General features: G+C 39.2%; 44 protein-coding genes. 42 read left to right on the plus strand and 2 right to left on the minus strand.

Annotation, left to right across the window (positions count from 1 at the left end; genetic code table 11):
• Positions 1–21: 21 nt before the first annotated feature.
• The 40 genes from tuf (at position 22) to DN408_RS14410 (ending at position 23,233) form a co-directional block, all read left to right on the plus strand.
• Positions 22–1,212, plus strand: coding sequence for an elongation factor Tu (gene tuf / locus DN408_RS14215; RefSeq protein ID WP_002009778.1), 1,191 nt, complete (start codon positions 22–24; stop codon positions 1,210–1,212).
• Positions 1,213–1,612: 400 nt separating this feature from the next.
• The gene (gene rpsJ / locus DN408_RS14220; protein ID WP_001040595.1) at positions 1,613–1,921 is read left to right on the plus strand and encodes a 30S ribosomal protein S10; all 309 of its coding nucleotides are present in this window, start codon (positions 1,613–1,615) and stop codon (positions 1,919–1,921) included.
• 34 nt (positions 1,922–1,955) lie between these two features.
• Complete coding sequence (gene rplC, locus DN408_RS14225; protein WP_000160209.1) at positions 1,956–2,588, plus strand: 50S ribosomal protein L3; 633 nt, start codon at positions 1,956–1,958, stop codon at positions 2,586–2,588.
• A 25-nt stretch (positions 2,589–2,613) separates the two neighbouring features.
• The gene (gene rplD, locus DN408_RS14230; protein WP_001127261.1) at positions 2,614–3,237 is read left to right on the plus strand and encodes a 50S ribosomal protein L4; all 624 of its coding nucleotides are present in this window, start codon (positions 2,614–2,616) and stop codon (positions 3,235–3,237) included.
• Positions 3,237–3,527, plus strand: coding sequence for a 50S ribosomal protein L23 (rplW, locus tag DN408_RS14235; protein ID WP_001205557.1), 291 nt, complete (start codon positions 3,237–3,239; stop codon positions 3,525–3,527). The genes rplD and rplW overlap by 1 nt, the downstream gene beginning before the upstream one ends.
• 28 nt (positions 3,528–3,555) lie before the next feature.
• Complete coding sequence (gene rplB, locus DN408_RS14240) at positions 3,556–4,386, plus strand: 50S ribosomal protein L2 (protein WP_000511584.1); 831 nt, start codon at positions 3,556–3,558, stop codon at positions 4,384–4,386.
• A gap of 60 nt (positions 4,387–4,446) precedes the next feature.
• Positions 4,447–4,725, plus strand: coding sequence for a 30S ribosomal protein S19 (gene rpsS / locus DN408_RS14245; protein ID WP_000124452.1), 279 nt, complete (start codon positions 4,447–4,449; stop codon positions 4,723–4,725).
• Between the two features lie 17 nt (positions 4,726–4,742).
• Positions 4,743–5,084: a 50S ribosomal protein L22 gene (gene rplV, locus DN408_RS14250; protein WP_002009773.1), complete on the plus strand. Its 342-nt coding sequence runs from the start codon at positions 4,743–4,745 to the stop codon at positions 5,082–5,084.
• A 3-nt stretch (positions 5,085–5,087) separates the two neighbouring features.
• Entirely contained in the window at positions 5,088–5,747 is a 660-nt protein-coding gene (rpsC, locus tag DN408_RS14255) for a 30S ribosomal protein S3 (RefSeq protein ID WP_002009771.1), read from the plus strand.
• Between the two features lies 1 nt (position 5,748).
• Complete coding sequence (rplP, locus tag DN408_RS14260; protein ID WP_000928969.1) at positions 5,749–6,183, plus strand: 50S ribosomal protein L16; 435 nt, start codon at positions 5,749–5,751, stop codon at positions 6,181–6,183.
• The gene (gene rpmC / locus DN408_RS14265; RefSeq protein ID WP_002091523.1) at positions 6,173–6,373 is read left to right on the plus strand and encodes a 50S ribosomal protein L29; all 201 of its coding nucleotides are present in this window, start codon (positions 6,173–6,175) and stop codon (positions 6,371–6,373) included. Before rplP ends, rpmC begins: the two co-directional genes overlap by 11 nt.
• Positions 6,374–6,393: 20 nt before the next feature.
• The gene (gene rpsQ, locus DN408_RS14270) at positions 6,394–6,657 is read left to right on the plus strand and encodes a 30S ribosomal protein S17 (protein WP_002091526.1); all 264 of its coding nucleotides are present in this window, start codon (positions 6,394–6,396) and stop codon (positions 6,655–6,657) included.
• A 43-nt stretch (positions 6,658–6,700) separates the two neighbouring features.
• Positions 6,701–7,069, plus strand: a complete 369-nt coding sequence (gene rplN / locus DN408_RS14275) for a 50S ribosomal protein L14 (RefSeq protein ID WP_000615912.1) — start codon at positions 6,701–6,703, stop codon at positions 7,067–7,069.
• Positions 7,070–7,107: 38 nt separating this feature from the next.
• Entirely contained in the window at positions 7,108–7,419 is a 312-nt protein-coding gene (gene rplX, locus DN408_RS14280) for a 50S ribosomal protein L24 (protein ID WP_000558201.1), read from the plus strand.
• A gap of 26 nt (positions 7,420–7,445) precedes the next feature.
• Complete coding sequence (gene rplE, locus DN408_RS14285) at positions 7,446–7,985, plus strand: 50S ribosomal protein L5 (protein ID WP_002091528.1); 540 nt, start codon at positions 7,446–7,448, stop codon at positions 7,983–7,985.
• 33 nt (positions 7,986–8,018) lie between these two features.
• Positions 8,019–8,204, plus strand: a complete 186-nt coding sequence (gene rpsN, locus DN408_RS14290) for a 30S ribosomal protein S14 (RefSeq protein ID WP_001085700.1) — start codon at positions 8,019–8,021, stop codon at positions 8,202–8,204.
• Between the two features lie 29 nt (positions 8,205–8,233).
• Complete coding sequence (rpsH, locus tag DN408_RS14295) at positions 8,234–8,632, plus strand: 30S ribosomal protein S8 (RefSeq protein WP_002009764.1); 399 nt, start codon at positions 8,234–8,236, stop codon at positions 8,630–8,632.
• A gap of 32 nt (positions 8,633–8,664) precedes the next feature.
• A complete protein-coding gene (gene rplF / locus DN408_RS14300) occupies positions 8,665–9,204 on the plus strand; it encodes a 50S ribosomal protein L6 (protein WP_002009762.1) in 540 nt (179 codons plus the stop codon).
• A 31-nt stretch (positions 9,205–9,235) separates the two neighbouring features.
• Positions 9,236–9,598 (plus strand): 50S ribosomal protein L18, encoded by a 363-nt coding sequence (gene rplR, locus DN408_RS14305; RefSeq protein WP_002009761.1) that lies wholly within the window; start codon positions 9,236–9,238, stop codon positions 9,596–9,598.
• A gap of 21 nt (positions 9,599–9,619) precedes the next feature.
• Complete coding sequence (gene rpsE, locus DN408_RS14310; RefSeq protein WP_002009759.1) at positions 9,620–10,120, plus strand: 30S ribosomal protein S5; 501 nt, start codon at positions 9,620–9,622, stop codon at positions 10,118–10,120.
• Between the two features lie 13 nt (positions 10,121–10,133).
• Positions 10,134–10,316: a 50S ribosomal protein L30 gene (gene rpmD / locus DN408_RS14315; RefSeq protein WP_002009757.1), complete on the plus strand. Its 183-nt coding sequence runs from the start codon at positions 10,134–10,136 to the stop codon at positions 10,314–10,316.
• 33 nt (positions 10,317–10,349) lie between these two features.
• Positions 10,350–10,790 carry a 50S ribosomal protein L15 gene (gene rplO / locus DN408_RS14320; protein ID WP_002009754.1) on the plus strand — a complete coding sequence of 147 codons (441 nt, stop codon included), beginning with the start codon at positions 10,350–10,352 and terminating at the stop codon, positions 10,788–10,790.
• The gene (gene secY / locus DN408_RS14325) at positions 10,790–12,091 is read left to right on the plus strand and encodes a preprotein translocase subunit SecY (RefSeq protein WP_002124688.1); all 1,302 of its coding nucleotides are present in this window, start codon (positions 10,790–10,792) and stop codon (positions 12,089–12,091) included. The genes rplO and secY overlap by 1 nt, the downstream gene beginning before the upstream one ends.
• Positions 12,092–12,145: 54 nt before the next feature.
• On the plus strand, positions 12,146–12,796 hold the full coding sequence (locus DN408_RS14330; RefSeq protein WP_002124689.1) for an adenylate kinase: 651 nt from the start codon (positions 12,146–12,148) through the stop codon (positions 12,794–12,796).
• Complete coding sequence (map, locus tag DN408_RS14335; RefSeq protein WP_000582542.1) at positions 12,796–13,542, plus strand: type I methionyl aminopeptidase; 747 nt, start codon at positions 12,796–12,798, stop codon at positions 13,540–13,542. The genes DN408_RS14330 and map overlap by 1 nt, the downstream gene beginning before the upstream one ends.
• A gap of 68 nt (positions 13,543–13,610) precedes the next feature.
• Positions 13,611–13,829 (plus strand): translation initiation factor IF-1, encoded by a 219-nt coding sequence (gene infA / locus DN408_RS14340; RefSeq protein ID WP_001029884.1) that lies wholly within the window; start codon positions 13,611–13,613, stop codon positions 13,827–13,829.
• A gap of 35 nt (positions 13,830–13,864) precedes the next feature.
• Positions 13,865–13,978 carry a 50S ribosomal protein L36 gene (rpmJ, locus tag DN408_RS14345; protein WP_000868344.1) on the plus strand — a complete coding sequence of 38 codons (114 nt, stop codon included), beginning with the start codon at positions 13,865–13,867 and terminating at the stop codon, positions 13,976–13,978.
• Positions 13,979–13,999: 21 nt separating this feature from the next.
• On the plus strand, positions 14,000–14,365 hold the full coding sequence (gene rpsM, locus DN408_RS14350; RefSeq protein WP_002009746.1) for a 30S ribosomal protein S13: 366 nt from the start codon (positions 14,000–14,002) through the stop codon (positions 14,363–14,365).
• A 24-nt stretch (positions 14,366–14,389) separates the two neighbouring features.
• Positions 14,390–14,779, plus strand: a complete 390-nt coding sequence (rpsK, locus tag DN408_RS14355; RefSeq protein WP_002009745.1) for a 30S ribosomal protein S11 — start codon at positions 14,390–14,392, stop codon at positions 14,777–14,779.
• 180 nt (positions 14,780–14,959) lie between these two features.
• A complete protein-coding gene (locus tag DN408_RS14360) occupies positions 14,960–15,904 on the plus strand; it encodes a DNA-directed RNA polymerase subunit alpha (RefSeq protein ID WP_002009743.1) in 945 nt (314 codons plus the stop codon).
• Between the two features lie 35 nt (positions 15,905–15,939).
• Positions 15,940–16,302 carry a 50S ribosomal protein L17 gene (rplQ, locus tag DN408_RS14365; RefSeq protein WP_000331490.1) on the plus strand — a complete coding sequence of 121 codons (363 nt, stop codon included), beginning with the start codon at positions 15,940–15,942 and terminating at the stop codon, positions 16,300–16,302.
• 104 nt (positions 16,303–16,406) lie between these two features.
• Positions 16,407–17,249 (plus strand): energy-coupling factor ABC transporter ATP-binding protein, encoded by an 843-nt coding sequence (locus DN408_RS14370; RefSeq protein WP_002009740.1) that lies wholly within the window; start codon positions 16,407–16,409, stop codon positions 17,247–17,249.
• Positions 17,225–18,106, plus strand: coding sequence for an energy-coupling factor ABC transporter ATP-binding protein (locus tag DN408_RS14375; RefSeq protein WP_002124690.1), 882 nt, complete (start codon positions 17,225–17,227; stop codon positions 18,104–18,106). The genes DN408_RS14370 and DN408_RS14375 overlap by 25 nt, the downstream gene beginning before the upstream one ends.
• A complete protein-coding gene (locus DN408_RS14380; protein ID WP_078178335.1) occupies positions 18,094–18,888 on the plus strand; it encodes an energy-coupling factor transporter transmembrane component T family protein in 795 nt (264 codons plus the stop codon). Before DN408_RS14375 ends, DN408_RS14380 begins: the two co-directional genes overlap by 13 nt.
• 14 nt (positions 18,889–18,902) lie before the next feature.
• A complete protein-coding gene (truA, locus tag DN408_RS14385) occupies positions 18,903–19,646 on the plus strand; it encodes a tRNA pseudouridine(38-40) synthase TruA (RefSeq protein ID WP_002169325.1) in 744 nt (247 codons plus the stop codon).
• 152 nt (positions 19,647–19,798) lie between these two features.
• Positions 19,799–20,236: a 50S ribosomal protein L13 gene (gene rplM / locus DN408_RS14390; RefSeq protein WP_002029337.1), complete on the plus strand. Its 438-nt coding sequence runs from the start codon at positions 19,799–19,801 to the stop codon at positions 20,234–20,236.
• Between the two features lie 21 nt (positions 20,237–20,257).
• Positions 20,258–20,650: a 30S ribosomal protein S9 gene (rpsI, locus tag DN408_RS14395; protein WP_002009728.1), complete on the plus strand. Its 393-nt coding sequence runs from the start codon at positions 20,258–20,260 to the stop codon at positions 20,648–20,650.
• 162 nt (positions 20,651–20,812) lie between these two features.
• Entirely contained in the window at positions 20,813–21,241 is a 429-nt protein-coding gene (locus DN408_RS14400) for a DUF2521 family protein (RefSeq protein WP_002029335.1), read from the plus strand.
• Positions 21,242–21,307: 66 nt separating this feature from the next.
• On the plus strand, positions 21,308–22,021 hold the full coding sequence (gene cwlD, locus DN408_RS14405) for an N-acetylmuramoyl-L-alanine amidase CwlD (protein ID WP_002009721.1): 714 nt from the start codon (positions 21,308–21,310) through the stop codon (positions 22,019–22,021).
• 144 nt (positions 22,022–22,165) lie between these two features.
• A complete protein-coding gene (locus DN408_RS14410; RefSeq protein WP_002009718.1) occupies positions 22,166–23,233 on the plus strand; it encodes an Mrp/NBP35 family ATP-binding protein in 1,068 nt (355 codons plus the stop codon).
• 53 nt (positions 23,234–23,286) lie between these two features.
• On the opposite strand, the gene gerD is transcribed toward DN408_RS14410, so the two are convergent.
• A complete protein-coding gene (gene gerD / locus DN408_RS14415) occupies positions 23,287–23,901 on the minus strand; it encodes a spore germination lipoprotein GerD (protein ID WP_002009716.1) in 615 nt (204 codons plus the stop codon).
• A 139-nt stretch (positions 23,902–24,040) separates the two neighbouring features.
• On the opposite strand from gerD, the gene kbaA reads away from it, so the two are divergent.
• On the plus strand, positions 24,041–24,652 hold the full coding sequence (gene kbaA, locus DN408_RS14420) for a KinB signaling pathway activation protein KbaA (protein WP_002124701.1): 612 nt from the start codon (positions 24,041–24,043) through the stop codon (positions 24,650–24,652).
• A 124-nt stretch (positions 24,653–24,776) separates the two neighbouring features.
• On the opposite strand, the gene pdaB is transcribed toward kbaA, so the two are convergent.
• Positions 24,777–25,541 (minus strand): polysaccharide deacetylase family sporulation protein PdaB, encoded by a 765-nt coding sequence (gene pdaB / locus DN408_RS14425; RefSeq protein WP_002091556.1) that lies wholly within the window; start codon positions 25,539–25,541, stop codon positions 24,777–24,779.
• 193 nt (positions 25,542–25,734) lie between these two features.
• Between pdaB and DN408_RS14430 the strand changes: the two genes are divergently transcribed.
• Positions 25,735–25,953: a hypothetical protein gene (locus DN408_RS14430; protein ID WP_033708173.1), complete on the plus strand. Its 219-nt coding sequence runs from the start codon at positions 25,735–25,737 to the stop codon at positions 25,951–25,953.
• The last annotated feature ends 167 nt before the right edge of the window (positions 25,954–26,120 follow it).

Consider the following 26,120-nt stretch of genomic DNA (forward strand, 5'->3'; position numbering starts at 1 on the left):
TAAACTAAGGAGGAATTTAGAATGGCTAAAGCTAAATTCGAACGTTCTAAACCCCATGTTAACATCGGTACAATCGGCCACGTTGACCATGGTAAAACTACATTAACTGCTGCGATCACTACAGTTCTTGCAAAAGCTGGTGGTGCTGAAGCACGCGGATACGATCAAATCGACGCTGCTCCAGAAGAAAGAGAGCGCGGAATCACAATCTCAACTGCACACGTTGAGTACGAAACTGAAACTCGTCACTATGCACACGTTGACTGCCCAGGTCATGCTGACTATGTTAAAAACATGATCACTGGTGCTGCTCAAATGGACGGCGGTATCTTAGTAGTATCTGCTGCTGATGGTCCAATGCCTCAAACACGTGAGCACATCCTTCTTTCTCGTCAAGTAGGTGTTCCTTACATCGTTGTATTCTTAAACAAATGCGACATGGTAGATGACGAAGAATTATTAGAATTAGTAGAAATGGAAGTTCGCGACCTATTATCTGAATACGGATTCCCAGGCGACGATATTCCTGTAATTAAAGGTTCTGCTCTTAAAGCTCTTCAAGGAGAAGCTGAGTGGGAAGAAAAAATCATCGAATTAATGACTGAAGTTGATGCTTACATCCCAACTCCAGAACGTGAAACTGACAAACCATTCTTAATGCCTATCGAGGATGTATTCTCTATCACAGGTCGTGGTACAGTTGCAACTGGTCGTGTTGAGCGTGGAATCGTTAAAGTTGGTGACGTAGTAGAAATCATCGGTCTTGCTGAAGAGAATGCTACTACAACTGTAACTGGTGTAGAAATGTTCCGTAAGCTTCTTGACCAAGCTCAAGCTGGAGACAACATCGGTGCTCTACTTCGTGGGGTTGCTCGTGAAGACATCCAACGTGGACAAGTTCTTGCTAAAACTGGCTCTGTAAAAGCACACGCTAAATTCAAAGCTGAGGTTTTCGTATTATCTAAAGAAGAAGGTGGACGTCATACTCCATTCTTCGCTAACTACCGTCCACAGTTCTACTTCCGTACAACTGACGTAACTGGTATCATCCAATTACCAGAAGGTACTGAAATGGTAATGCCTGGTGACAACATCGAAATGACTATCGAACTTATCGCTCCAATCGCTATCGAAGAGGGAACTAAATTCTCTATTCGTGAAGGTGGACGTACAGTAGGTTACGGTGTAGTTGCTACAATCGTTGCTGAGTAGTCTTTAATTAGATTATTAAAAACTCAAGGGATTCTCCCTTGAGTTTTTTTATTGCTTATTACTATAGAAGAAAGAGATGTATTTTCTATTTTTGGATGAGTTTCTTCTATAGTATATAAAACGAAAACAACACCCAAAAACTGTAAGGTGAATAAGAGTAGATGAAAACTTGATATTCTTTAAAGTGCCATGTATAATAGCAAAAGTAGAGAAAAGCAGATGCGAACAAAAAGATGCTTGCATCTAGACGAATAACATTGTATAATAGACAATGTTGGTCTTTGACTGCGATGAAGTGGAAGGTTGCTGACACACCCGGCCGCTTTGCCATGGCATGGTGTGGGGAAATTTCCATGGAGAAGGTCTATTTTAGAAATAGGCGAACGAAGGAGGGAAAATAATGGCAAAAGAAAAAATTCGTATCCGTTTAAAAGCTTATGATCACCGTATTCTTGATCAATCAGCTGAGAAAATTGTAGAAACAGCTAAGCGTTCTGGGGCAACAGTTTCTGGTCCGATCCCATTACCAACTGAGAAGACTATTTACACAATTCTTCGTGCTGTTCATAAGTACAAAGATTCTCGTGAACAATTCGAAATGCGCACACACAAACGTCTAATCGACATCGTGAGTCCTACTCCGCAAACAGTAGATTCATTAATGCGTTTAGATTTACCATCTGGTGTAGATATCGAAATCAAACTATAATTCATATAACTTAAAAATGTAGGAGGTGTAACTCATGACCAAAGGAATCTTAGGAAGAAAGATCGGTATGACTCAAGTATTTGCTGAGAACGGTGAGTTAATCCCAGTAACGGTAATCGCTGCTAATCCAAACGTTGTTCTTCAAAAGAAAACAACTGAAACTGATGGCTACAACGCAATTCAGTTAGGATTTGAAGATAAACGTGAAAAGTTAACTAACAAACCTGAACAAGGCCACACTGCTAAAGCATCTACAACTCCTAAGCGCTTCATTCGCGAAATCCGCGATGCAGACGTGGACGGATTAGAGGTTGGTCAAGAGGTAAAAGTTGAAGTTTTCGCTGCAGGTGAAATCGTTGACGTAACAGGAATTTCTAAAGGTAAAGGTTTCCAAGGTGTTATTAAACGCCACGGACAATCTCGCGGACCTATGTCTCATGGTTCTCGCTATCACCGTCGTCCAGGTTCAATGGGGCCAGTTGCTCCGAACCGTGTATTCAAAGGCAAAAAACTTGCTGGACGTATGGGTGGAGACCAAGTTACTATCCAAAACTTAGAAATCGTTCAAGTTGACACTGAGCGCAACTTATTACTAGTAAAAGGTAACGTTCCAGGTGCTAAGAAATCTCTTGTAGTTGTTCAAGGCGCTGTGAAGGTTAGCAAATAATTCACAATAGGAAGGAGGAATTCCAATGCCAAAAGTTACTGTATATAACCAAACTGGTTCACAGGTTGGTGAAATCGAATTAGCTGAAGCTATTTTCGGTATCGAACCAAATGAAGCTGTACTATTTGAAGCTGTAATGATGCAACGTGCATCTTTACGTCAAGGTACACACAAAGTAAAAACTCGCTCTGAAGTTCGTGGTGGTGGTCGTAAACCATGGCGTCAAAAAGGAACTGGACGTGCTCGTCAAGGTTCTATCCGCTCTCCTCAATGGCGTGGTGGTGGTACGGTATTCGGACCTACACCAAGAAGCTATGCGTACAAACTTCCTAAGAAAGTTCGTCGTTTAGCAATCAAATCTGCATTAGCTACTAAAGTAGTTGAGAACAACATTGTAGTTCTTGAGGACCTAGTGTTAAATGCACCAAAAACAAAAGACATGGTAGCAGTACTTAAAGGATTAACTGTTGAGAAGAAAGCTCTTATCGTAACTGCTGATGCAAACGAATCTGTAGAGTTATCTGCTCGCAATATCCCTGGAGTAACAGTAATCACTGCTGATGGCGTAAACGTGCTAGATGTGCTTCATCATGATAAGCTAATCATGACAAAAGCGGCAGTGGAAAAAGTAGAGGAGGTGCTTGCATAATGAGAGATCCTCGTGATATCATTAAGCGCCCAGTTATCACTGAACGTTCTATGGAAATGATGGCTGAAAAAAAATACACGTTCGACGTGGACGTTAAATCTAATAAAACAGAGGTTAAAGACGCTATAGAAGCGATCTTTGGTGTTAATGTAGACAAAGTAAATATCATGAACTACAAGCCGAAAGCAAAACGTGTTGGTCGTCACGCTGGTTTTACTAGCCGTCGTCGTAAAGCAATCGTTAAGCTAACTGCTGACAGCAAAGAAATCGAAATCTTCCAAGGCGTTTAATTCTTACTAAAGAAGGAGGGAAATTGAGATGGGAATTAAAAAGTATAATCCAACTACTAACGGTCGTCGTAACATGACTACGAATGATTTCGCTGAAATCACGACCGACAGACCAGAAAAGTCTTTACTTGCTCCTTTAAGCAAAAAGGCTGGTCGTAATAACCAAGGTAAAATTACTGTACGTCATCAAGGTGGCGGACATAAGCGTCAATACCGTATCATCGACTTTAAGCGTAACAAAGATGGAATTCCAGGACGCGTTGCTACGATCGAATACGATCCAAACCGCTCTGCGAATATCGCATTAATTAACTACGTTGACGGTGAAAAACGTTACATTCTTGCTCCTAAAACTTTAGAAGTAGGTATGGAAGTTATGTCTGGCCCTGAAGCTGACATTAAAATCGGTAACGCATTACCATTAATCAACATTCCAGTAGGTACTGTTGTTCATAATATCGAGCTTAAGCCTGGTCGTGGAGGACAATTAGTCCGTTCTGCTGGTACATCTGCTCAAGTACTTGGTAAAGAAGGAAAATACGTACTTGTACGTTTAACTTCTGGTGAAGTACGTTTAGTATTATCTGCTTGTCGCGCTTCAATCGGTCAAGTTGGTAACGAACAACACGAACTTATCAAAATCGGTAAAGCAGGTCGCTCTCGCTGGTTAGGTAAGCGCCCAACAGTTCGTGGTTCTGTAATGAACCCGGTTGATCACCCACACGGTGGTGGTGAAGGACGCTCTCCAATCGGACGTAAGTCTCCAATGTCTCCATGGGGTAAACCAACTCTTGGATTCAAGACTCGTAAGAAAAACAAAGCGTCTGATAAATTTATCGTTCGTCGTCGTAAAAAATAATGGGATTGTAGTACGGTTCATTTCAAGAACCGTACGCCAATCACGAAGGGAGGCACCAAAATGGCTCGTAGCTTAAAAAAAGGACCATTTGTCGATGATCACTTAATGAACAAAATGGAAAAATTAGTTGCATCTGAGCAAAAACAAGTTGTTAAAACTTGGTCTCGCCGTTCAACAATCTTCCCTCAGTTCATCGGACATACAATTGCTGTATATGATGGTCGTAAACACGTACCTGTGTACATCACTGAGGATATGGTTGGCCATAAGTTAGGTGAATTCGCACCAACTCGTACGTATAAAGGTCACCTTGCTGACGATAAGAAAACTAGAAGATAATGAGAGGAGGCACTTCAATGCAAGCTAAAGCAGTAGTGAGAACAGTTCGTATTGCTCCTCGTAAGGTTCGTTTAGTAGTAGACTTAATCCGAGGTAAGCAAGTGGGTGAAGCGATTGCTATCCTTAACCACACACCAAAAACTGCTTCTCCAGTTGTAGAAAAAGTTTTAAAATCTGCAATCGCAAATGCAGAGCACAATTATGAGATGGATATTAACAACCTAGTTGTTGAAAAAGTCTTCGTTGACGAAGGTCCAACGTTGAAACGTTTCCGTCCACGTGCAATGGGTCGTGCAAGCCAAATTAACAAACGCACAAGCCACATCACAGTTGTGGTATCAGAAAAGAAGGAGGGATAATCGATGGGTCAGAAGGTTAATCCAATTGGTCTTCGTGTCGGTATTATCCGCGACTGGGAATCTCGTTGGTTCGCTGAGAAAGATTATGCTACGTTATTACATGAAGACATCAAAATCCGTGAGTACATTACTGTACGCTTAAAAGATTCTGCTGTTGCTAAAGTAGAAATCGAACGTGCAGCAAATCGTGTAAATGTTACAATTCACACTGCAAAACCTGGTATGGTAATTGGTAAAGGTGGTACTGAAGTTGAAGCACTTCGTAAAGCTCTTAACCAATTAACAGGCAAGCGTGTACACATTAACATTTTAGAAGTTAAGAGAGCTGATCTTAACGCTAAATTAGTGGGCGAAAACATCGCTCGTCAATTAGAAAACCGTGTATCATTCCGTCGTGCACAAAAGCAAGTTATTCAACGTGCTATGCGTGCAGGAGCAAAAGGTATTAAAACACAGGTTTCTGGTCGTCTTGGCGGGGCTGATATCGCTCGTGCAGAATCTTACAGTGAAGGAACTGTTCCACTTCATACACTTCGCGCTGATATTGACTATGCAGCAGTTGAAGCTGATACAACATACGGTAAATTAGGCGTAAAAGTATGGATCTACCGTGGAGAAGTCCTTCCTACAAAAAAGAAAGCTTCTGAGGAAGGAGGAAAATAATATGTTAATGCCAAAACGCGTAAAATATCGTAGAGAGCATCGTGGTAAAATGCGTGGTCGTGCAAAAGGTGGAACTGAAATTGCTTTCGGTGAATTCGGTTTACAAGCACAAGCTGCTTCATGGATTACAAACCGTCAAATCGAAGCTGCTCGTCGTGCAATGACTCGTTACATGAAACGTGGCGGTAAAGTATGGATTAAAATTTTCCCTTCTAAACCTTACACTGCAAAACCTCTAGAAGTACGTATGGGTTCCGGTAAAGGGGCACCAGAAGGCTGGGTAGCAGTAGTAAAACCTGGGAAAATTATGTTTGAAATCGCGGGTGTATCTGAAGAGGTAGCACGCGAAGCATTACGTCTTGCAGCTCACAAACTACCTGTGAAATGTAAGTTCGTAAAACGTGAAGAAAATGGTGGTGAATCTAATGAAAACTAATGATATTCGTGAATTAACCACTGCCGAAATCGAAACAAAAGTTAAAGCTTTAAAGGAAGAATTGTTCAATCTTCGCTTCCAACTTGCTACAGGACAATTAGAGAATCCAACTCGCATCCGTGAAGTGCGTAAAGCGATTGCTCGTATGAAAACTGTAGTTTGTGAAAGAGAGATCGGAATTAATCGATAAATTGAGGGGAGGTTTGCATAGTGAGCGAACGTAACCAACGCAAAGTTTATACTGGTCGTGTTGTGTCTGATAAAATGGACAAAACGATTACAGTTTTAGTTGAAACTTACAAAACTCATTCCTTGTACGGAAAACGTGTTAAGTATTCTAAAAAGTACAAAGCCCATGATGAGCAAAACCAAGCAAAACTTGGCGATATCGTTAAAATCATGGAAACTCGCCCGCTTTCTGCTACTAAGCGTTTCCGTTTAGTTGAAATCGTTGAAGAAGCGGTTGTTATCTAAATAGACGAATCGGAATTTTTAGTCCGAAGGGAGGTTTCATAACATGATCCAACAAGAATCTCGTTTGAAAGTTGCTGACAACTCTGGTGCACGTGAACTTTTAACAATTAAAGTATTAGGCGGCTCTGGTCGTAAATATGCTAATATTGGTGATATTATCGTTGCTACGGTAAAACAAGCAACACCAGGTGGCGTTGTTAAAAAAGGTGACGTTGTTAAGGCAGTAGTGGTACGTACGAAGAGCGGAGCTCGTCGTCCGGACGGTTCTTATATTAAATTTGATGAAAACGCAGCGGTTATCATCAAAGACGATAAGAGCCCACGTGGTACTCGTATCTTCGGACCAGTAGCTCGTGAATTACGTGATAGCAACTTCATGAAGATCGTTTCTTTAGCTCCAGAAGTTCTATAATTTAAGGTATTGCCTTGCTAAGGAGGTGCAGAATTAAGATGCATGTAAAAAAAGGTGATAAAGTTCAGGTAATCACTGGTAAAGACAAAGGAAAACAAGGCGTTATCCTTGTGGCTTTCCCAAAGCAAAACCGTGTTATCGTTGAGGGTGTTAACATCGTTAAAAAACACTCTAAGCCATCTCAATTAAATCCACAAGGTGGAATTATTACGAAAGAAGCACCTATTCACGTTTCTAATGTTATGGTATTAGATCCGAAAACAGGCGAACCTACTCGCGTAGGCTTCAAAGTAGAAGATGGTAAAAAAGTTCGTATTGCAAAAAAATCTGGTGAATTATTAGATAAATAATTTTCTTAAGAAAGGAGGTCACTTCATTGAATCGCCTTAAAGAGAAGTTCCAAAAGGAAATTACTCCTGCTCTAATGAGCAAGTTTAACTATAAATCTGTGATGGAAGTACCGAAAATCGAAAAGATCGTAATCAACACTGGTGTTGGTGACGCGGTATCTAACTCAAAAGCTTTAGACAATGCAGTAGAAGAATTAACGCAAATCGCAGGTCAAAAACCTGTTGTAACTCGCGCTAAAAAATCAATCGCTGGTTTCCGTCTTCGTGAAGGTATGCCAATCGGTGCGAAAGTAACTTTACGCGGACAACAAATGTATGAGTTCTTCGACAAATTAGTATCAGTTTCTTTACCACGTGTACGTGATTTCCGTGGTGTTTCTAAGAAATCATTCGATGGTCGTGGGAACTACACATTAGGTGTTAAAGAGCAACTAATTTTCCCTGAGATTGATTATGATAAAGTAAGTAAAGTCCGCGGTATGGACATCGTAATCGTTACTACAGCGAAAACTGATGAAGAAGCTCGTGAACTTTTAACACAATTCGGTATGCCATTCCAAAAATAATGGAAGCCAACGCTAAGTAGAGGAGGCGAAAACGTGGCTAAAAAATCTATGATCGCGAAACAAAAGCGTACTCCTAAGTTTAAAGTACAAGAGTATACACGTTGCGAACGCTGCGGTCGTCCGCATTCTGTATACCGCAAATTTAAGCTTTGCCGTATTTGTTTCCGTGAACTTGCATATAAAGGTCAAATTCCTGGTGTTAAAAAAGCTAGTTGGTAAAACCCACAAATGGGAAGGAGGTAAAACACATGGTGATGACAGATCCAATTGCAGACATGCTTACTCGCATCCGTAATGCGAACATGGTACGTCATGAGAAATTAGAGGTTCCTGCTTCTAAAATCAAAAAAGAGATCGCTGAACTTTTAAAACGTGAAGGTTTCATTCGTGATGTAGAATACATTGGGGATAACAAACAAGGTATCCTTCGTATTTTCCTGAAATATGGTGCAAACAATGAACGTGTAATCACTGGATTAAAACGTATCAGTAAACCTGGCTTACGCGTTTACGCAAAAGCTGATGAAGTACCACGTGTACTTAACGGATTAGGTATCGCTCTTGTTTCTACATCTAAGGGAGTAATGACAGACAAAGACGCTCGTCAATTACAAACTGGTGGAGAAGTAGTAGCATACGTTTGGTAATATATATTTAAAACGAACGGAGGTGTGACCACATGTCTCGTATTGGTAAAAAGATTCTTGAAATCCCTGCAGGTGTTACTATTACAGTTGCAGAAGACAATACTGTAACAGTAAAAGGCCCTAAAGGTGAATTAACTCGTACTTTCAAAACTGATATGTCTATCAAAATTGAAGAAAATACACTAACAGTTGAGCGTCCATCTGAACAGAAGGAACACCGTGCATTACACGGTACAACTCGTGCTTTAATCGGAAACATGGTTGAAGGTGTAACTACAGGTTTCGTACGCGGACTTGAATTAGTCGGTGTTGGTTACCGTGCTCAAAAACAAGGAGATAAACTTGTTTTAAGCGTAGGTTATTCTCATCCAGTAGAAATGACTCCAGAAGCAGGACTTGAAGTTGAAGTACCTGTACCAACTAAAATCGTAATTAAAGGTATCGACAAGCAACGTGTTGGCGAATTTGCTGCTAACATCCGCGCTGTACGTGCTCCTGAACCATATAAAGGTAAAGGTATTCGTTACGAAGGCGAAGTTGTTCGTCGTAAAGAAGGTAAAACTGCTAAGTAAACCCGTTAGGTGAAAGAAAGGAGTGACAAGAATGATCACTAAAGCTGCTAAAAATGCGACTCGTAAGAAAAGACATGCACGTGTACGTGCTAAACTTACTGGTACTGCAGAACGTCCACGTTTAAACGTGTACCGTTCTAACCAACATATTTACGCTCAAGTTATTGATGATGTAAATGGTGTAACATTAGTAAGTGCATCTACTCTTGATAAAGACCTTGCTCTTAACGGTACTAGCAATACTGAAGCTGCTACGAAAGTTGGAGAATCAGTTGCTAAGCGTGCTGTAGAGAAAGGCGTTAAAGAAGTAGTATTTGATCGCGGTGGTTACTTATACCATGGCCGTGTTAAAGCTCTAGCTGAAGCTGCTCGTGAGGCTGGATTACAATTTTAATGGTCAAAGGAGGGAAAATTGATGCAACGCATTGACCCAAGTAAATTAGAACTTGAAGAACGTGTAGTTACGATAAATCGTGTCGCGAAAGTTGTTAAGGGTGGTCGTCGTTTCCGCTTTGCTGCACTAGTTGTAGTTGGCGATAAAAACGGTCATGTTGGATTCGGTACTGGTAAAGCACAAGAGGTACCAGACGCAATCCGTAAAGCTATCGAAGACGCTAAGAAAAACCTAATCGCTGTACCATTAGTTGGTACAACAATTCCTCACACAATCAACGGTCATTTTGGAGCTGGTGAAGTATTCTTAAAACCTGCTGCTGAGGGTACTGGTGTTATTGCTGGTGGACCTGTTCGTGCGGTACTAGAATTAGCTGGTGTACAAGATATTCTTTCGAAATCTCTTGGTTCTAACACACCAATCAACATGATTCGCGCTACTGTGAACGGATTAAGCGAACTTAAGCGCGCTGAAGATGTTGCAAAATTACGCGGTAAATCTGTAGAAGAGCTACTAGGTTAAGGAGGGAAAACAAATGGCGAAAAAGTTAGAAATTACCCTCACTCGTAGTGTAATTGGTCGTCCACAAGATCAACGTGCGACGGTAGAAGCTTTAGGTCTTAAAAAGTTGAATTCAACTGTAGTTAAGGAAGAAACTCCTGCTATTCTTGGTATGATCAACAAAGTTTCTCACCTTATCTCTGTAAAAGAAGCTTAAGGATAACTCATTAATATAAGGAGGTGCCTGGGAATGAAACTTCATGAATTAAAACCTGCAGAAGGTTCTCGTAAAGTACGTAACCGTGTCGGTCGTGGTATCGGTTCTGGTAACGGTAAAACTGCTGGTAGAGGTCATAAAGGACAAAACGCACGTTCTGGCGGCGGTGTTCGTCTTGGCTTCGAAGGTGGTCAAACTCCACTATTCCGTCGTTTACCAAAACGCGGCTTCACAAACATTAACCGTAAAGAGTTTACTATTGTAAACTTATCAACGTTAAATCGTTTTGAAGATGGTACAGAAGTAACACCTGAATTATTGCTGGAAACTGGCGTTATCAGCAAATTAAACGACGGTGTTAAAATTCTTGCAAGCGGAGCAGTAGAGAAAAAATTAACTGTTAAAGCGCACAAGTTCTCTTCAAGTGCTAAAGAAGCAATTGAAGCAGCTGGCGGATCAGTTGAGGTGATCTAATGTTTCGTACAATCTCCAACTTTATGCGCGTTGCTGAGATAAGACGTAAAATATTATTCACTTTAGCGATGTTAGTCGTATTCAGGATTGGCACGTTTATCCCAGTGCCATTTACAAATGGAGACGTACTGAAAGCACAAGATCAATTAAATGCCTTAGGTATCCTAAATACATTTGGCGGTGGCGCCTTGAAAAACTTCTCCATCTTCGCGATGGGAATCATGCCGTATATTACAGCATCCATCATCGTGCAATTATTGCAGATGGATGTTGTTCCTAAATTTTCGGAATGGTCGAAGCAAGGCGAAATGGGCCGTCGTAAACTAACGCAATTCACGCGTTACTTTACAATTGTTCTTGCGTTTATTCAGGGGTTTGGTATGTCAATCGGTTTTAACGGTATGGTAGGTGGGCAATTAATTTTGAATCCAGGTTGGAGCACTTATTTATACATTGCTACGGTACTGACTGCTGGTACTGCATTTTTAATGTGGTTAGGTGAACAGATTACAGCTAAAGGTGTAGGTAATGGTATTTCCATTCTTATCTTTGGCGGTATTGCCGCAGCGATCCCAAGTGTTATATCTCAAGTGTATCAACAACAGTTTCAAAATATCGGAGATCAATTGTTCATGAGTATCGTTAAAGTTGCATTGATTTTACTAGCTGTGCTAGCGGTTATTGTTGGTGTTATTTTCATTCAACAGGCTGTTAGAAAGATCCCAATTCAATACGCGAAGCGTGTAACAGGAGGGAATGGGAATCATGCTGGAGCACAAAACACTCATTTACCACTTAAGGTAAATAGTGCGGGTGTTATTCCAGTCATTTTTGCTGTTTCATTCTTAATTACGCCTCCAACTATTGCACAGTTCTTCCCGAAACATGATGTGTCGCAGTGGATTATTGCAAACTTTAACTATTCTCACCCAGTGGGAATGATCATATATGTTGCGCTCATTGTAGCCTTCACATATTTCTATGCATTTGTTCAGGTTAATCCAGAGCAAATGTCAGAGAATCTAAACAAGCAAGGTGGATATGTTCCAGGTATTCGTCCGGGTAAGAATACAGAACAATATCTAACAAAAATCTTGTATCGTTTGACCTTTGTGGGATCAATTTTCCTAGCAGCGATTGCAATCTTACCAGTTATCTTTACGAAATTGGGAAATCTTCCTCCATCTGCACAGATTGGTGGAACGAGTATGTTAATCGTTGTCGGCGTTGCTTTAGAAACAATGAAGCAGCTAGAAAGCCAATTGGTAAAACGCCATTACAAAGGGTTTATCAAGCAGTGAGTAAGTGGGAAGAACTGTCTTCCCTACATGCTCATGTACTGAGGGGGAACAAGGATGAACTTGATTTTAATGGGGCTTCCTGGTGCTGGTAAAGGTACACAAGCCGAACAGATTATTGCCAAGTATAACATCCCTCACATCTCAACAGGAGATATGTTCCGTGCAGCTATGAAGGCTGAAACTGAACTTGGTTTACAAGCAAAATCTTTTATTGATAAAGGTGCGCTTGTTCCAGATGAAGTTACAATTGGAATTGTTCGTGAACGTTTAAGCCAAGAAGACTGTATTAAAGGCTTCTTATTAGATGGTTTCCCACGAACTGTTGCACAAGCATCAGCTCTTGAAGAGATTATGAAAGATCTTGGCAAAAAAATCGACTATGTTTTAAACATTAATGTGGATTCAGGGTTGTTATTAACACGCCTTACAGGCCGTCGCATTTGTAAAGAATGCGGTGCGACTTACCACTTAGAATTCAATCCGCCAGCAAAAGCTGATGTGTGCGATAAATGTGGTGGCGAATTATATCAACGCTCTGATGACAATGAAGAAACTGTAGCAAATCGTTTAGATGTAAATATTAAGCAAACAAAACCTTTGCTTGATTTCTACGAGGAGCTTGGCTACTTACAAAGCATTAATGGTGAGCAAGATATCAATAAAGTATTTGCTGATATCGATGTTCTCATCGGAGACTTAGCGTAATGATCATCTGCAAAACTCCTCGCGAGATAGAAATCATGCGAGAAGCTGGCAGGATCGTTGCTTTAACTCATCAAGAGTTGAAACAACATATTACTCCAGGAATTACAACGAAAGAGCTCGATCAAATAGCGGAAAAGACGATTCGAAAATATGGTGCTACGCCATCTTTTAAAGGATACAACGGATTTCCGGGGAGCATTTGTGCTTCTGTAAATGAAGAGCTTGTACACGGGATTCCAGGGAAGCGTAAGCTCGAAGAGGGCGATATCATCAGTATCGATATTGGTGCGAAATACAATGGGTACCATGGTGATTCTGCATGGACGTATCCAGTTGGAAACATTTCTGAATCTGTTCAAAAGCTACTTGATGTCACAGAAAAATCGTTGTATCTTGGTCTAGAACAAGTAAAACCAGGCGAAAGATTATCAAATATCTCGCATGCGGTTCAAACACATGCTGAAGAGAATGGGTTCTCGATCGTTAGGGAGTATGTTGGTCACGGAATCGGGCAAGACTTACATGAGGACCCTCAAATCCCGCACTATGGTCCACCAAATAGAGGCCCTAGATTAAAGCCGGGAATGGTCATCTGTGTTGAGCCGATGGTGAATCAAGGAAGACGATATGTAAAAACACTATCTGATGACTGGACAGTGGTAACGGTAGATGGTAAATGGTGTGCCCATTTTGAGCACACGATTGCTCTTACAGAAGCAGGATACGAAATCCTTACCACTTTATAAGTAGCTGGCTCTCCGGGATTTCAGAGCAGTGTAAAATGTTACTGATTTGAAGAAGGGAGAACTATTGAATGGCTAAAGATGATGTAATTGAAGTCGAAGGTACCGTTCTTGAAACGTTGCCAAATGCTATGTTCAAAGTAGAATTAGAGAATGGGCATGTCGTATTGGCTCACGTTTCTGGTAAAATCCGTATGAATTTCATTCGTATTTTACCAGGAGACAAAGTTACGGTAGAATTATCTCCGTACGATTTAAATCGTGGTCGTATTACGTACCGTTTTAAATAATATAGCACTCCGTAATCTTTAAGGAGGTTCGAGACATGAAAGTAAGACCGTCAGTTAAACCAATCTGCGAAAAATGTAAAGTTATTCGTAGACGTGGAAAAGTAATGGTTATTTGTGAAAACCCTAAACATAAACAAAAACAAGGTTAATCAGAAGGAGGTGCATTCAAAATGGCACGTATCGCAGGTGTAGATATTCCTCGTGACAAGCGCGTTGTTATTTCTTTAACTTACGTATTCGGCATTGGTCGCACAACTGCTGAAAAAATTCTTACAGAAGCTGGTATTTCTTCGGAAACACGAGTTCGTGATTTATCGGAAGATGAATTAGGACGTATCCGTGATATCATCGATCGTATTAAAGTTGAGGGAGACCTTCGTCGTGAAGTATCTCTTAACATTAAACGTCTAATGGAGATCGGTTCTTACCGTGGTCTTCGTCACCGTCGTGGTTTACCAGTTCGTGGTCAAAACTCTAAAAACAATGCTCGTACACGTAAAGGTCCACGTCGTACAGTAGCAAATAAAAAGAAATAATAAGTAAAGGAGGTTGAACTAACAATGGCACGTAAAACAAACACTCGTAAAAAACGTGTGAAAAAGAATATTGAAGCTGGTATAGCTCATATTCGTTCTACTTTCAACAACACAATCGTAACACTTACAGATACTCATGGTAACGCACTTTCTTGGTCTAGTGCTGGTGCACTTGGTTTCCGTGGATCTCGTAAATCTACTCCATTCGCTGCGCAAATGGCTGCTGAAGCTGCTTCTAAAGTTGCAATGGAGCATGGTTTAAAAACTTTAGAGGTTACTGTTAAAGGTCCTGGTGCTGGTCGTGAAGCTGCAATTCGTGCTCTTCAAGCGGCAGGTCTAGAAGTAACAGCAATTAGAGATGTTACTCCAGTTCCTCATAATGGATGTCGTCCACCAAAACGTCGTCGTGTGTAATTTTTCTGTATAGAATTTTCCCTTTTGTCTATAATGGATATGATGCATTATCGAGAAATTTCGTACAGAAACATCGCTTGTTGTGCACAATCGGGAACTGCCTAAGGGGGACTTTCGGTTAAACAGAGGTTCTTCCTTTGTTTAACCGGGGTTTCGACGTTTTGAAGGAGGGTTTAGTTAATGATTGAAATCGAAAAACCGAAAATCGAAACGGTTGAACTTAACGAAGATGCTAAGTATGGCAAATTCGTGATTGAACCGCTTGAGCGTGGATATGGTACTACTTTGGGTAACTCCTTACGTCGTATTCTTTTATCCTCACTCCCTGGTGCCGCTGTAACTGCTATCCAAATCGATGGCGTTTTACACGAATTTTCAACAGTTGAGGGCGTAGTAGAAGACGTTACGACGATGATCTTAAACTTGAAAAAGTTAGCTCTTAAAATCTACTCTGAAGAAGAGAAGACGTTGGAAATCGATGTACAGGGCGAAGGTATTGTCACAGCTGCTGATATTACTCACGATAGTGATGTTGAAATCTTAAATCCAGATTTACACATTGCGACGTTAGCAAAAAATGCGCATTTCCGCATGCGTTTAACTGCAAAGCGTGGCCGTGGGTATACGCCAGCTGATGCAAATAAAAGCGAAGATCAACCAATAGGAGTAATTCCTATTGATTCTATTTATACTCCAGTATCACGTGTGACTTACCAAGTGGAAAAGACACGTGTCGGACAAGTGGCTAATTATGATAAGCTTACGCTTGATGTATGGACGGATGGAAGCATCGGGCCAAAAGAAGCTATCTCTTTAGGTGCCAAAATCTTAACTGAGCATTTAAATATCTTTGTTGGTTTAACTGACGAAGCACAAAATGCTGAGATTATGGTCGAGAAGGAAGAAGATCAAAAAGAAAAAGTTCTTGAGATGACTATCGAAGAACTAGATCTTTCTGTTCGTTCTTATAATTGCCTAAAACGTGCAGGAATTAATACTGTACAAGAGCTTGCGAACAAAACAGAAGAAGATATGATGAAAGTTCGTAACTTAGGACGTAAATCCTTAGAAGAAGTTAAACATAAACTTGAGGAATTAGGTTTAGGTTTACGTAAAGACGACTGAGGATTTAAACCCATCAACAAAGGAGGGAACTACGAATGGCATACAGAAAATTAGGCCGTACAAGTGCGCAACGTAAAGCTATGTTACGTGATTTAGCTACTGATTTAATTATCAACGAGCGCATCCAAACGACAGAAACTCGTGCAAAAGAACTTCGTTCTGTAGTGGAAAAAATGATCACTTTAGGTAAACGCGGAGATCTTCATGCTCGTCGTCAAGCAGCAGCTTTCATCCGTAATGAGGTTGCTAACGCTGAGACTGGTCAAGATGCACTTCAAAAATTATTCGCTGATGTAGCTCCACGCTATGCTGAGCGCCAAGGCGGATACACTCGTATTGCAAAAATTGGTCCACGTCGCGGAGACGCAGCACCAATGGTAATTATCGAGTTAGTATAATGATGATTAAAAGGGCAGGACAGTTCTTTTCAAGTAACTGGTCATGGCCCTTTTTTTTTAAGTATAAAAATAGGCTAACTTGACGAAAGAAAGGGTGCCTTGTATTGAAAAAAGAGAAACTTCGGACAGAAAATATATCATTTCAATATCCTGGGGCAGCCTCTTATGCATTAAAAGATGTTTCGTTTTCCTTATATGAAGGAGAATGGGTATCTGTTATTGGACAAAATGGTTCAGGGAAGTCTACACTTGCAAAATTATTGAATGGCTTATTTTTACCGGAATCAGGGAAAATTACTTTAAATGATACAATGATTTTATCAGAGGAAACAGTATGGGATGTTCGAAAGCAAATTGGCATGGTATTTCAAAATCCAGATAATCAATTTGTTGGAACGACAGTACAAGATGACGTTGTATTCGGCCTAGAGAACATCGGAATGCCAAGGGAGCAGATGATAGAAAGACTAGAACAAGCTCTGCAACTTGTCCGTATGGAAGATTTTTTAAATGAAGAACCCCATTCGTTATCTGGTGGACAAAAGCAGCGAGTCGCAATAGCAGGTGTTCTAGCACTTCAACCATCTATTTTAATACTAGATGAAGCAACTTCAATGTTAGACCCTCAGGGGAGACGTGAAGTAGTAGAAACGGTCAGACAACTTGTTGATCAAAAGGGTATTACGGTATTATCGATTACGCACGATTTAGAAGAAGCGGCACAGTCAGACCGTATTATTATTTTGAACAAGGGAGAAATATTAGAGGAAGGTACTCCAGAGCAAATTTTCAAATCCTCTCATATGCTCCAAGAGATTGGATTAGATGTACCTTTTTCGGTGAAAATAGCAGAATTATTAAAAAGAAATGAAATTCACTTGCAAAATACGCATCTTACAATGGAAAGCTTGGTGAACGAACTTTGGAGATTACATTCCAAAAAGTAGAACATCGTTATCAATATAAAACTCCATTTGAAAGACGCGCACTTTATGATGTAGACGTGTCGTTTCCAAGTGGGGGCTATTATGCCATTATCGGTCATACTGGTTCAGGTAAGTCGACGATGATTCAACATTTAAATGGTTTATTGCAGCCGACAAATGGTACGGTTCAAATTGGTGAACATTTAATTTCAGCAGGGAAGAAAGAGAAAAAGCTTAAGCCGCTACGAAAAAAAGTAGGGGTTGTCTTTCAGTTTCCAGAACATCAACTATTTGAAGAAACAGTTGAAAAGGACATTTGTTTTGGACCGACTAATTTTGGTGTATCTGAAGAAGAGGCAAAACAAAAGGCGAAAGATGCAATCCAGCTTGTTGGATTGGACATAGAGTTATTAGCACGTTCTCCGTTTGAATTAAGCGGTGGGCAAATGAGGCGTGTTGCAATAGCAGGCGTACTTGCGATGGAACCCGAAGTGCTTGTATTAGATGAACCTACAGCAGGGCTTGATCCAAAAGGACAGCACGAGCTCATGGAGATGTTTTACAATTTGCATAAGGAACAGGGGCTTACAGTCATTCTTGTTACCCATAATATGGAGGATGCCGCTAAGTATGCAGATCAAATAGTGGTCATGCATAAAGGAACGGTCTTTTTGCAAGGAAGAGCAGAGGAAGTATTTTCATATGCTGATGAATTAGAACAAATCGGTGTGGATCTTCCAATGTCTTTAAAGTATAAACGTGCAATTGAAGAGAAGTTTGGTATTTCAATTTCGAAGGCTACCTTATCTTTAGAGGATCTTACTCATGAAGTTGTACAGGTGTTACGAAAAGGTGGTCATGAATCATGCAGCAGTTGATTATTGGGAGATATATTCCAGGTCAGTCACTCATTCATCAACTGGATCCTCGTACGAAGCTGTTGATTGTCTTTTTATATGTATTTGTTGTTTTCTTAGCAAATAATGCGATTTCATATGGATTTTTATTTTTATATGCACTCATTGCTTTATTTTTTGCAAAAGTGCCGATTCGTTATGTACTTTCGGGCTTAAAACCAATTCTGTGGATTTTTATTTTTACATTTTTCCTGCATATTTTTACAAATAAAGAAGGGGAAGTACTATTCCAGCTTGGTTGGTTTTCGATACATGAAAAAGGATTAGAGCAAGGAATATACATTTCTATACGATTCTTCGTTATTATTTTAATGACGACATTATTAACGTTAACGACGACACCTATTGAAATTACAGATGGGTTGGAGACGTTATTAAAGCCGTTCAAGCGTATAAAAGTTCCTGTTCATGAAATCGCATTAATGATGTCAATTTCACTACGTTTTATCCCGACATTAATGGATGAAACGAGTAAAATTATGAAAGCACAAGCGTCACGTGGCATTGATTTCGCCGGGGGACCGATAAAAGATAGGATGAAAGCTATTATCTCACTACTCGTTCCATTATTTATCAGTGCTTTTAAGCGTGCAGAGGACTTAGCGATTGCGATGGAATCTCGTGGATATAAAAGTGGCGAAGGACGTACTAAATTTAGGCAACTACGCTGGAAAATAAGTGATACAGTAACAATTGTAAGCTTACTTTGTTTAGCTTGTATTTTGGCATGGGTGCGGTCGTAATGGAGAATAGAGAAATGGAAAGAATAAAATGTACAGTTGCATATGATGGCATTCATTTTTGTGGTTACCAAATTCAACCACAGCATCGGACTGTTCAACAAGAAATAGAGAAAGCATTGCAGAAGTTGCATAAAGGAGAACTTGTTCGTGTGCAGGCATCAGGCAGAACGGATTCTACCGTTCACGCCAAAGGACAAGTGATACACTTTGATACACCTTTGTCTCTTGAAGAGTGGCAATGGAGTAATGCTTTAAATACAATGTTGCCGGATGATATTATTATCAGGCAGGTAGAGAAGAAAACAGAAGAATTTCATGCACGTTACGGTGTCGAGAAAAAAGAATATCGCTATCGTGTATTATTATCAAAGACTGCGGATGTATTCCGTAGAAATTATGTATATCAATATCCATATCCACTCGAAATAAACTCTATAAGAAAAGCGATTCCTTATTTTATTGGAACGCATGACTTTACTTCTTTTTGTTCGGCAAAAACTGACAAAAAAGATAAAGTACGAACAATTTATGAAATCGAATTAATTGAGCAAGACGATGAATTAATTTTTCGCTTTGTAGGTAATGGATTTTTATATAATATGGTCAGAATTATTGTTGGTACGTTACTTAGCGTAGGTCAAGGAAAGCTTGATCCGGATAGTATTCCAGAGATTTTAGCGAAACAAAATCGCCAGTTTTCTGGAAAGATGGCTCCAGGTCATGGACTTTACTTATGGCAGGTAAACTATAACAACTAATCCTGGTGTAACATTTGCTTGACATTAGAAACTCAAAAGTATATCATAACATATGGTATTGTTTCTAAAACCACGATTAGCCCCGGAAGGAAATCGTGTTTAAGATAAACAATAGATTTTTTCTATGGAAAAGATAACGAGGAGGGAAACACATGCGTACGACTTTTATGGCAAAAGCTAACGAAGTTGAGCGTAAATGGTATGTGGTTGATGCTGAAGGTCAAACTTTAGGTCGCCTATCTACTGAAGTAGCATCCATTTTACGTGGTAAACACAAACCAACATTTACACCACACGTTGACACGGGTGATCATGTAATTATTATTAACGCTGAGAAAATTCATTTAACAGGTAATAAATTAAACGATAAAATTTACTACCGTCACACTAACCACCCAGGTGGACTTAAGCAAAGAACAGCTCTAGAAATGCGTACAAACTACCCTGTACAAATGTTAGAGCTTGCAATTAAAGGCATGCTTCCAAAAGGACGTTTAGGACGTCAAGTGTCTAAGAAATTAAACGTGTATGCTGGAGCAGAGCATCCACACCAAGCACAACAACCAGAAGTTTACGAACTTCGCGGATAATTAATTAAAGGAGGGCTTACTTTGGCACAGGTTCAATACTATGGCACTGGACGTCGTAAGAGTTCAGTAGCGCGCGTACGCCTAGTTCCAGGCGAAGGACGCGTTATTATTAACGGTCGTGATTTTGAAAACTATATCCCATTTGCTGCATTACGTGAAGTAGTGAAACAACCTCTAGTTGCAACAGAAACTTTAGGTAACTACAATGTACTTGTAAACGTAAATGGTGGTGGATACACTGGTCAAGCTGGTGCTATTCGTCACGGTATTTCTCGCGCTTTATTAAAAGCTGATCCAGAATACCGTCTAACATTAAAACGTGCGGGTCTATTAACTCGTGACGCACGTATGAAAGAGCGTAAAAAATACGGTCTTAAAGGCGCACGTCGTGCACCTCAGTTCTCAAAACGTTAATTTTTGCGAACTAAAAACCCCAACCATTTTGGTTGGGGTTTTTTTATGTTTAATTCTTCTTTTGTAATTTTTTTAGCTTGGAATATTTTAGTGCTACCGTCCTACGTATGCTTCTTCTTTAGAAGTTTAGACTAATACGTATTAGGGAGGTTTATAAGTACTATGAATGTCATTGTCAGCTTACAAGAAAAACAAAAAGAAAAGCAGTTAAAATACGAGCGGAAGATGCTGCGAGAATTATCATTAAAAACATTGCGTTTAAATATTCGTGATGCCTTTCAGATGCAAGAACTTCATCGTCAGTATGAAGATTATTGCATTGAACTAGGGATAGAATCTTATTTATTAGGAGCGAGATACAGTAAATTTGGTTATCATGGCGAATCATTCTTTGATGTGAAATATAGGGCTTTAGAAGAAGAACAACAATTAACTGAAACGTTATTTCAATTTTTAACGAGTATGACTATACGTGAAATTAAGTTGCAAGACGAGGAATTGCTTTTTGAATCTTGCCAGCAGTTTATCGGCTTGTGGTGGCAGGAAGGCTATGAAAAAGGCGAAAGAAGATATCGATTAAAGCTACACTAAGACAAGCATAAACTTTCCTCTTGTCCCATATAAGTAATTAGAGGGACTAGCTGGAGGAGGAAAGGTATGAAGAGAATTCGAATTATCTCTTTTGCGCTCGCTGCGGTTGTTTTGTTTTTTTTAGTTAAACAAGAATTTCAAATTACAAAATCGTGGCGAGCTTGGAATTTACCCTTATCAGGGAAAGTGATTGTACTAGATGCTGGGCATGGTGGGCCAGACGGAGGGGCTGTTGGTGGAAAGGATATTGTAGAAAAAGACATTACACTTGAGATTACAAAAAAGGTACAAGATTATTTACAAGAACAAGGTGCTTTAGTTATTTTAACGCGTGAAGGAGATTATGATTTAGCTAATAAAGATACAAAGTCATATAGTAGGCGTAAAGCAGAGGATTTAAAAAAGCGTGTTGAGATCATTAATAAGCCTGATGTAGACTTTTTTGCGAGTATTCATTTAAATGCCCTAACTAGTAGTGGATCTAAAGGCGCACAAACGTTCTACTATCGTTCTTCGATTGAAAATGAACGGGCTGCGAAATTTATACAAGCTGAATTGAGAACAAGCTTAGAAAATACGAATCGTTCTGCTAAAACAATTCCTCACGTGTATTTATTGAAGTATGCCAAAACACCAGGTGCTTTAATTGAGGCGGGCTTTTTATCGAATGTGAATGAAAGATATATGTTAAATTCGGAGAAATACCAACAAAAAGTAGCTGCTGCAATATATCGTGGTATATTACGTTATTTTACGGAAAAAGGAAATCCTCCAGAATAAGGAGGATTTTTTCGAGTTTCTCTCGTTAACGAAGTTTTCCGAAAATATGTTATACTGGAAATGTAAACGCATTTATTTTAAAAATAAAGAGAGATAAATTTAATTAACAATACGTTATTTTTCATACAGGGGGCTGGGCTAATTATGGTAACAAAAGAGCAGGTAGTGGAAGCATTGGAAGGGATTGTAGATCCGTTTATACATAAAACGTTAAAAGAAACAAATGCAATTAAAGAGGTGACAGTCAAGCCTGAGAAGGAACATGTAAGTGTTAAAATTGCAATTGTAAAGACGGGTACAGCGGAACAAATGCAGTTGCAGTCTGGAATTGTAAAGTTAGTAAAAGAACTTGGAGCAACAACAGTGGGACTTCGTTTTGCAGAATTTACAGAAGAGGAATTAGCTCAGTTTGCACCACCGCAAGAGGAAGAGAAAAGTGAATCCTTATTATCACCGAACTCAAATACAACATTTTTAGCAGTGGCAAGTGGAAAAGGTGGAGTAGGGAAATCAACTGTTTCTGTTAACCTTGCAATTGCTTTAGCTCGTTTAGGCAAAAAGGTTGGTATCATCGACGCGGATATTTACGGTTTTAGTGTACCGGATATGATGGGTATAGAAAAACGTCCAATCGTAAGAGGTGATAAGATAATACCAGTGGAGCGTCTAGGCGTGAAAGTAATCTCAATGGGATTCTTTGTAGAAGATAACGCACCTGTTATTTGGAGAGGACCGATGCTTGGGAAAATGTTAAATCACTTTTTCACAGAAGTAGAGTGGGGTGATTTAGATTACTTAGTATTGGACCTACCACCAGGTACGGGGGATGTTGCTTTAGATGTACATTCGATGTTGCCGGCTTGTAAAGAGATTATTGTAACAACGCCGCATCCAACAGCGGCATTTGTAGCAGCGCGCGCTGGAGCCATGGCTTTACGTACAGAACATAGTATTCTTGGTGTTGTTGAAAATATGGCGTATTTTGAAAGTAAAGCAACTGGTGAAAAAGAGTATGTGTTTGGAAGAGGTGGAGGAGATAAATTGGCTACGGAACTCCAAACGGATATACTTGGCCGAATTCCACTTCAACAACCTGATTGGAATAAAGAGGACTTTGCGCCGTCAGTATATGAAGATACACATACAACGGGTCTCATTTATCGTACGATAGCTGAGACAGTTATTGATAAAACAGCTGTTACACAAAAATAAAGTAGTAATGAGTGGACAATATATACATTGTCCACTCAGTTCTATAATTTTTATTATTGTTCTTTGTTCCCATCTTGAGAACCGCCTTCACCACCTGCGCCTTTCTTATCAGACCCACCTTTTTCGGCTTTTTGTACACCTTTACTAATGATGTCAATCATCTTAGCTTGGAAGAGAGGACTTTCGGCAGTTTCAGTTAGTACTTGCTGTAAATATTGACGATATTCTTTACTCTTCATTGTTTGTAACATAATTTTCTCTACTTCAGGATTTTTCATAATCTCTATAACACCTGATTGGTATTCAGGATCTTTTAGTAAAGTTTTCATTAAGTTTGTTTGTTCTTTTCCCATACTTTTAGCAAATTTCGATGAGAACTCAGGGTCTTTAAAGAGCTTTTCCCAGAATTGTTGCCCTTTTTCAGATACCAGTGCATCTTCAATCGTTTTCTTTACTACTGTTTCATCTAGTATGAGTGCTTGTTTCATTTTTTCATCAGTTAATACATCTTGGATCGCTTTTTTTCCTTGATCGGTTTTTAAAATATCAACAATCATTTTTTTTGTTTGATCATAATCAAGTTCGGATTTTGCTTCTTTTTCTTGTGCACATGCCGCTAGTGCTATAAATAGAAAAGAAGAAATCAAAACGAGCAGCATCCGTTTCATAAGTTGGAGCTCCTTTCAGCAAAGTTCTCTTTTTTTAATATAAATCTCTTTAAGGAATTTATACATTAACATGGCTAGCTTTTTGAAATTGTCATTGTTACAATTTAATTAGAAATATAAGAATAATGGGGGATGTGTTGTGAATAGCCGCAAGTGGGTACGACTATTTTTTACGACGTTGTTTCTTGGTGGGATTAGCACAGTCTTTATTGGTTTTGTTTTAGAGTGGGACAAGTACGCTAAATTTTTTCAAAATTTCGACGGAAAAGAGATTTTAGCAATTTCCTTTTGGTTGATGGGCGTAGGATTTATTTTTAGTGTTATAAGTCAAATGGGGTTCTTTGCGTATTTAACGATCCATCGTTTTGGATTAGGGATGTTTCGGTCATCTTCTTTATGGAATACAGTGCAACTGTTCTTTATTGCGTTCGTATTGTTTGATTTCGTTTATTTAAGGTCAGTACTTGTTGCGAATGGGGAAGTTTCATTAGGGAATAACATACTTGTTGCTGGGATGTTATTTGTGTTTGGGGCAATTGTCGCTTATATAAAGAGTAAAGAAACGAATAAAAAAGCATTCGTTCCCGCTCTGTTCTTTATGGTTGTTGTAACAATTCTTGAATGGGTACCAGCGCTCCGGATTAATGATACTGATTGGTTATATTTAATGGTGATACCACTTTTATTATGTAATTCATATCAGTTACTTGTATTGCATCGTTTAATTGGACAAAAGAGTAAGTCAGCTTAATGAGGAGAGTGGATTTTTAATTATCCAGATTCTTATCGTCTGTAAATGCTAGGATAAAAAAGCTCTGCTATCTTAACAAAAGATAGCAGAGCTTTTTATGTGTGAAGAACCGTGTAGAAAGGAACTACTTAATATCTTCACTTTTTGTACTTGTGTTGGAAATAAGTTGTGATACAGATGTTTGTTCATATCCGTCGCTCTTTAATTTTTGTAAGAGTAATGGTAAAGCCTTATTTGTTTGAAGGGCAGAATCAGAAGCATGTAATAAGACGATATCTCCACCCTTTAAATTGCTAGAGACTGTGGAAATGATTTTATTTACGCCGGGATTTTTCCAGTCATTTGAATTGTTACTCCAATGAACGATGGTGTATCCGAGTGATTCCGCTATTTTAAGAGTTGTTTTGTTAAAATCGCCACTAGGTGGACGTAATAGCTTGACTTGTTTTACGCCAAGTTTCGTAAAAACATCTTGTGCCCGCAAAAGATCTCGTCGTATTTCATTTGCTTCTAGTGAAGTGTAGGATGTGTAATTATAGCCCATACTACCAATCTCATGTCCATCTTTCATGATGCGTTCGACAATATCAGGGTGTCTTTCAGCCCATGCAGCAGAGAGAAAGAAGGTTGCATTCTTAATTTCTCTTTCTTTGAGTGTATTAAGGATTGGAATAGCTTTTTTGTCCCCCCAACTAATGTCAAACGTGAATGCAACTTGTTTTTTTGCAGTGTCCCCTTTGTAAATCACTTTAGGGCCAGTAGCAGTTGAAAAAGCAGATTCATGTGAATATGTTTTTAAAAAGAGTAGCCATGCTGTAAATAAGGAAAGTACGATTATTAAGCTAATGTGTTTAAATGTTCTTTTACTCGTAATAAAAAAGAAAAACATAATATTACGCCCCTTTGTCCAATCCTTTTCAGTTACATATATGCTTTAAATTAAAAAAAGAGAACAAGGGATTAATATCGTAAGTGGTGGATATAATGAGTGATAGAATTTTGTTTTTTGATGATACAGTATTGATAATTGAAAATGAGTGGGGCGTTTATCGGTACACGTAAGGAGTTATTGGGGTGATAATTTGCTTGGGATTATGTTGACGAAGGAAGAGAAAAAAGAAATTGAATACATACTGAAGAGAGAGTTAGAGGAACTTTTATTTGATTTTGAAGATGAGCGTATACATAGCGTTGTAAAAAAGGCGATGGAAGAAAGGTATAAAATCATTTTTTGTTTATTTCGGAGAGTTGCTAATAGGGAAGAATGTATTCGTTATGTAAGAAAAAGAATTTTTTATTAAAAAGTGTTGACGCTAAGAGTAAGGATATGATAAATTAATAAACGTCGCTGATGCAGAAACGCAGAAAACGACAAAAAAGAAATTAAAAAACTTAGTTGACATCGGAAAATGAAGATGTTAACATAAGGAAGTCGCAAATGAGCGACTAAGTAGTTCTTTGAAAACTG

It is taken from the genome of Bacillus sp. AR13-1 (assembly GCF_008042285.1).
GTDB lineage: Bacteria > Bacillota > Bacilli > Bacillales > Bacillaceae_G > Bacillus_A > Bacillus_A mycoides.

Coding starts and splice junctions, on each gene's coding strand:
- rplX (WP_000558201.1), top strand. CDS start 7,108: ATGCATGTAAAAAAAGGTGATAAAGTTCAGGTAATCACTGGTAAAGAC.
- rpsH (WP_002009764.1), top strand. CDS start 8,234: ATGGTGATGACAGATCCAATTGCAGACATGCTTACTCGCATCCGTAAT.
- rplC (WP_000160209.1), top strand. CDS start 1,956: ATGACCAAAGGAATCTTAGGAAGAAAGATCGGTATGACTCAAGTATTT.
- DN408_RS14380 (WP_078178335.1), top strand. CDS start 18,094: ATGCAGCAGTTGATTATTGGGAGATATATTCCAGGTCAGTCACTCATT.
- gerD (WP_002009716.1), bottom strand. CDS start 23,901: ATGAAACGGATGCTGCTCGTTTTGATTTCTTCTTTTCTATTTATAGCA.
- truA (WP_002169325.1), top strand. CDS start 18,903: ATGGAAAGAATAAAATGTACAGTTGCATATGATGGCATTCATTTTTGT.
- rpsC (WP_002009771.1), top strand. CDS start 5,088: ATGGGTCAGAAGGTTAATCCAATTGGTCTTCGTGTCGGTATTATCCGC.
- rpmC (WP_002091523.1), top strand. CDS start 6,173: ATGAAAACTAATGATATTCGTGAATTAACCACTGCCGAAATCGAAACA.
- rplR (WP_002009761.1), top strand. CDS start 9,236: ATGATCACTAAAGCTGCTAAAAATGCGACTCGTAAGAAAAGACATGCA.
- rplQ (WP_000331490.1), top strand. CDS start 15,940: ATGGCATACAGAAAATTAGGCCGTACAAGTGCGCAACGTAAAGCTATG.
- rpsJ (WP_001040595.1), top strand. CDS start 1,613: ATGGCAAAAGAAAAAATTCGTATCCGTTTAAAAGCTTATGATCACCGT.
- rpmD (WP_002009757.1), top strand. CDS start 10,134: ATGGCGAAAAAGTTAGAAATTACCCTCACTCGTAGTGTAATTGGTCGT.
- infA (WP_001029884.1), top strand. CDS start 13,611: ATGGCTAAAGATGATGTAATTGAAGTCGAAGGTACCGTTCTTGAAACG.
- rpsS (WP_000124452.1), top strand. CDS start 4,447: ATGGCTCGTAGCTTAAAAAAAGGACCATTTGTCGATGATCACTTAATG.
- rplN (WP_000615912.1), top strand. CDS start 6,701: ATGATCCAACAAGAATCTCGTTTGAAAGTTGCTGACAACTCTGGTGCA.
- rplO (WP_002009754.1), top strand. CDS start 10,350: ATGAAACTTCATGAATTAAAACCTGCAGAAGGTTCTCGTAAAGTACGT.
- rpsM (WP_002009746.1), top strand. CDS start 14,000: ATGGCACGTATCGCAGGTGTAGATATTCCTCGTGACAAGCGCGTTGTT.
- map (WP_000582542.1), top strand. CDS start 12,796: ATGATCATCTGCAAAACTCCTCGCGAGATAGAAATCATGCGAGAAGCT.
- rplP (WP_000928969.1), top strand. CDS start 5,749: ATGTTAATGCCAAAACGCGTAAAATATCGTAGAGAGCATCGTGGTAAA.
- tuf (WP_002009778.1), top strand. CDS start 22: ATGGCTAAAGCTAAATTCGAACGTTCTAAACCCCATGTTAACATCGGT.
- rplV (WP_002009773.1), top strand. CDS start 4,743: ATGCAAGCTAAAGCAGTAGTGAGAACAGTTCGTATTGCTCCTCGTAAG.
- DN408_RS14330 (WP_002124689.1), top strand. CDS start 12,146: ATGAACTTGATTTTAATGGGGCTTCCTGGTGCTGGTAAAGGTACACAA.
- DN408_RS14360 (WP_002009743.1), top strand. CDS start 14,960: ATGATTGAAATCGAAAAACCGAAAATCGAAACGGTTGAACTTAACGAA.
- DN408_RS14410 (WP_002009718.1), top strand. CDS start 22,166: ATGGTAACAAAAGAGCAGGTAGTGGAAGCATTGGAAGGGATTGTAGAT.
- DN408_RS14400 (WP_002029335.1), top strand. CDS start 20,813: ATGAATGTCATTGTCAGCTTACAAGAAAAACAAAAAGAAAAGCAGTTA.
- rplF (WP_002009762.1), top strand. CDS start 8,665: ATGTCTCGTATTGGTAAAAAGATTCTTGAAATCCCTGCAGGTGTTACT.
- rpsE (WP_002009759.1), top strand. CDS start 9,620: ATGCAACGCATTGACCCAAGTAAATTAGAACTTGAAGAACGTGTAGTT.
- rplW (WP_001205557.1), top strand. CDS start 3,237: ATGAGAGATCCTCGTGATATCATTAAGCGCCCAGTTATCACTGAACGT.
- cwlD (WP_002009721.1), top strand. CDS start 21,308: ATGAAGAGAATTCGAATTATCTCTTTTGCGCTCGCTGCGGTTGTTTTG.
- rpsK (WP_002009745.1), top strand. CDS start 14,390: ATGGCACGTAAAACAAACACTCGTAAAAAACGTGTGAAAAAGAATATT.
- rplM (WP_002029337.1), top strand. CDS start 19,799: ATGCGTACGACTTTTATGGCAAAAGCTAACGAAGTTGAGCGTAAATGG.
- rplD (WP_001127261.1), top strand. CDS start 2,614: ATGCCAAAAGTTACTGTATATAACCAAACTGGTTCACAGGTTGGTGAA.
- secY (WP_002124688.1), top strand. CDS start 10,790: ATGTTTCGTACAATCTCCAACTTTATGCGCGTTGCTGAGATAAGACGT.
- pdaB (WP_002091556.1), bottom strand. CDS start 25,541: ATGTTTTTCTTTTTTATTACGAGTAAAAGAACATTTAAACACATTAGC.
- rplB (WP_000511584.1), top strand. CDS start 3,556: ATGGGAATTAAAAAGTATAATCCAACTACTAACGGTCGTCGTAACATG.
- rpmJ (WP_000868344.1), top strand. CDS start 13,865: ATGAAAGTAAGACCGTCAGTTAAACCAATCTGCGAAAAATGTAAAGTT.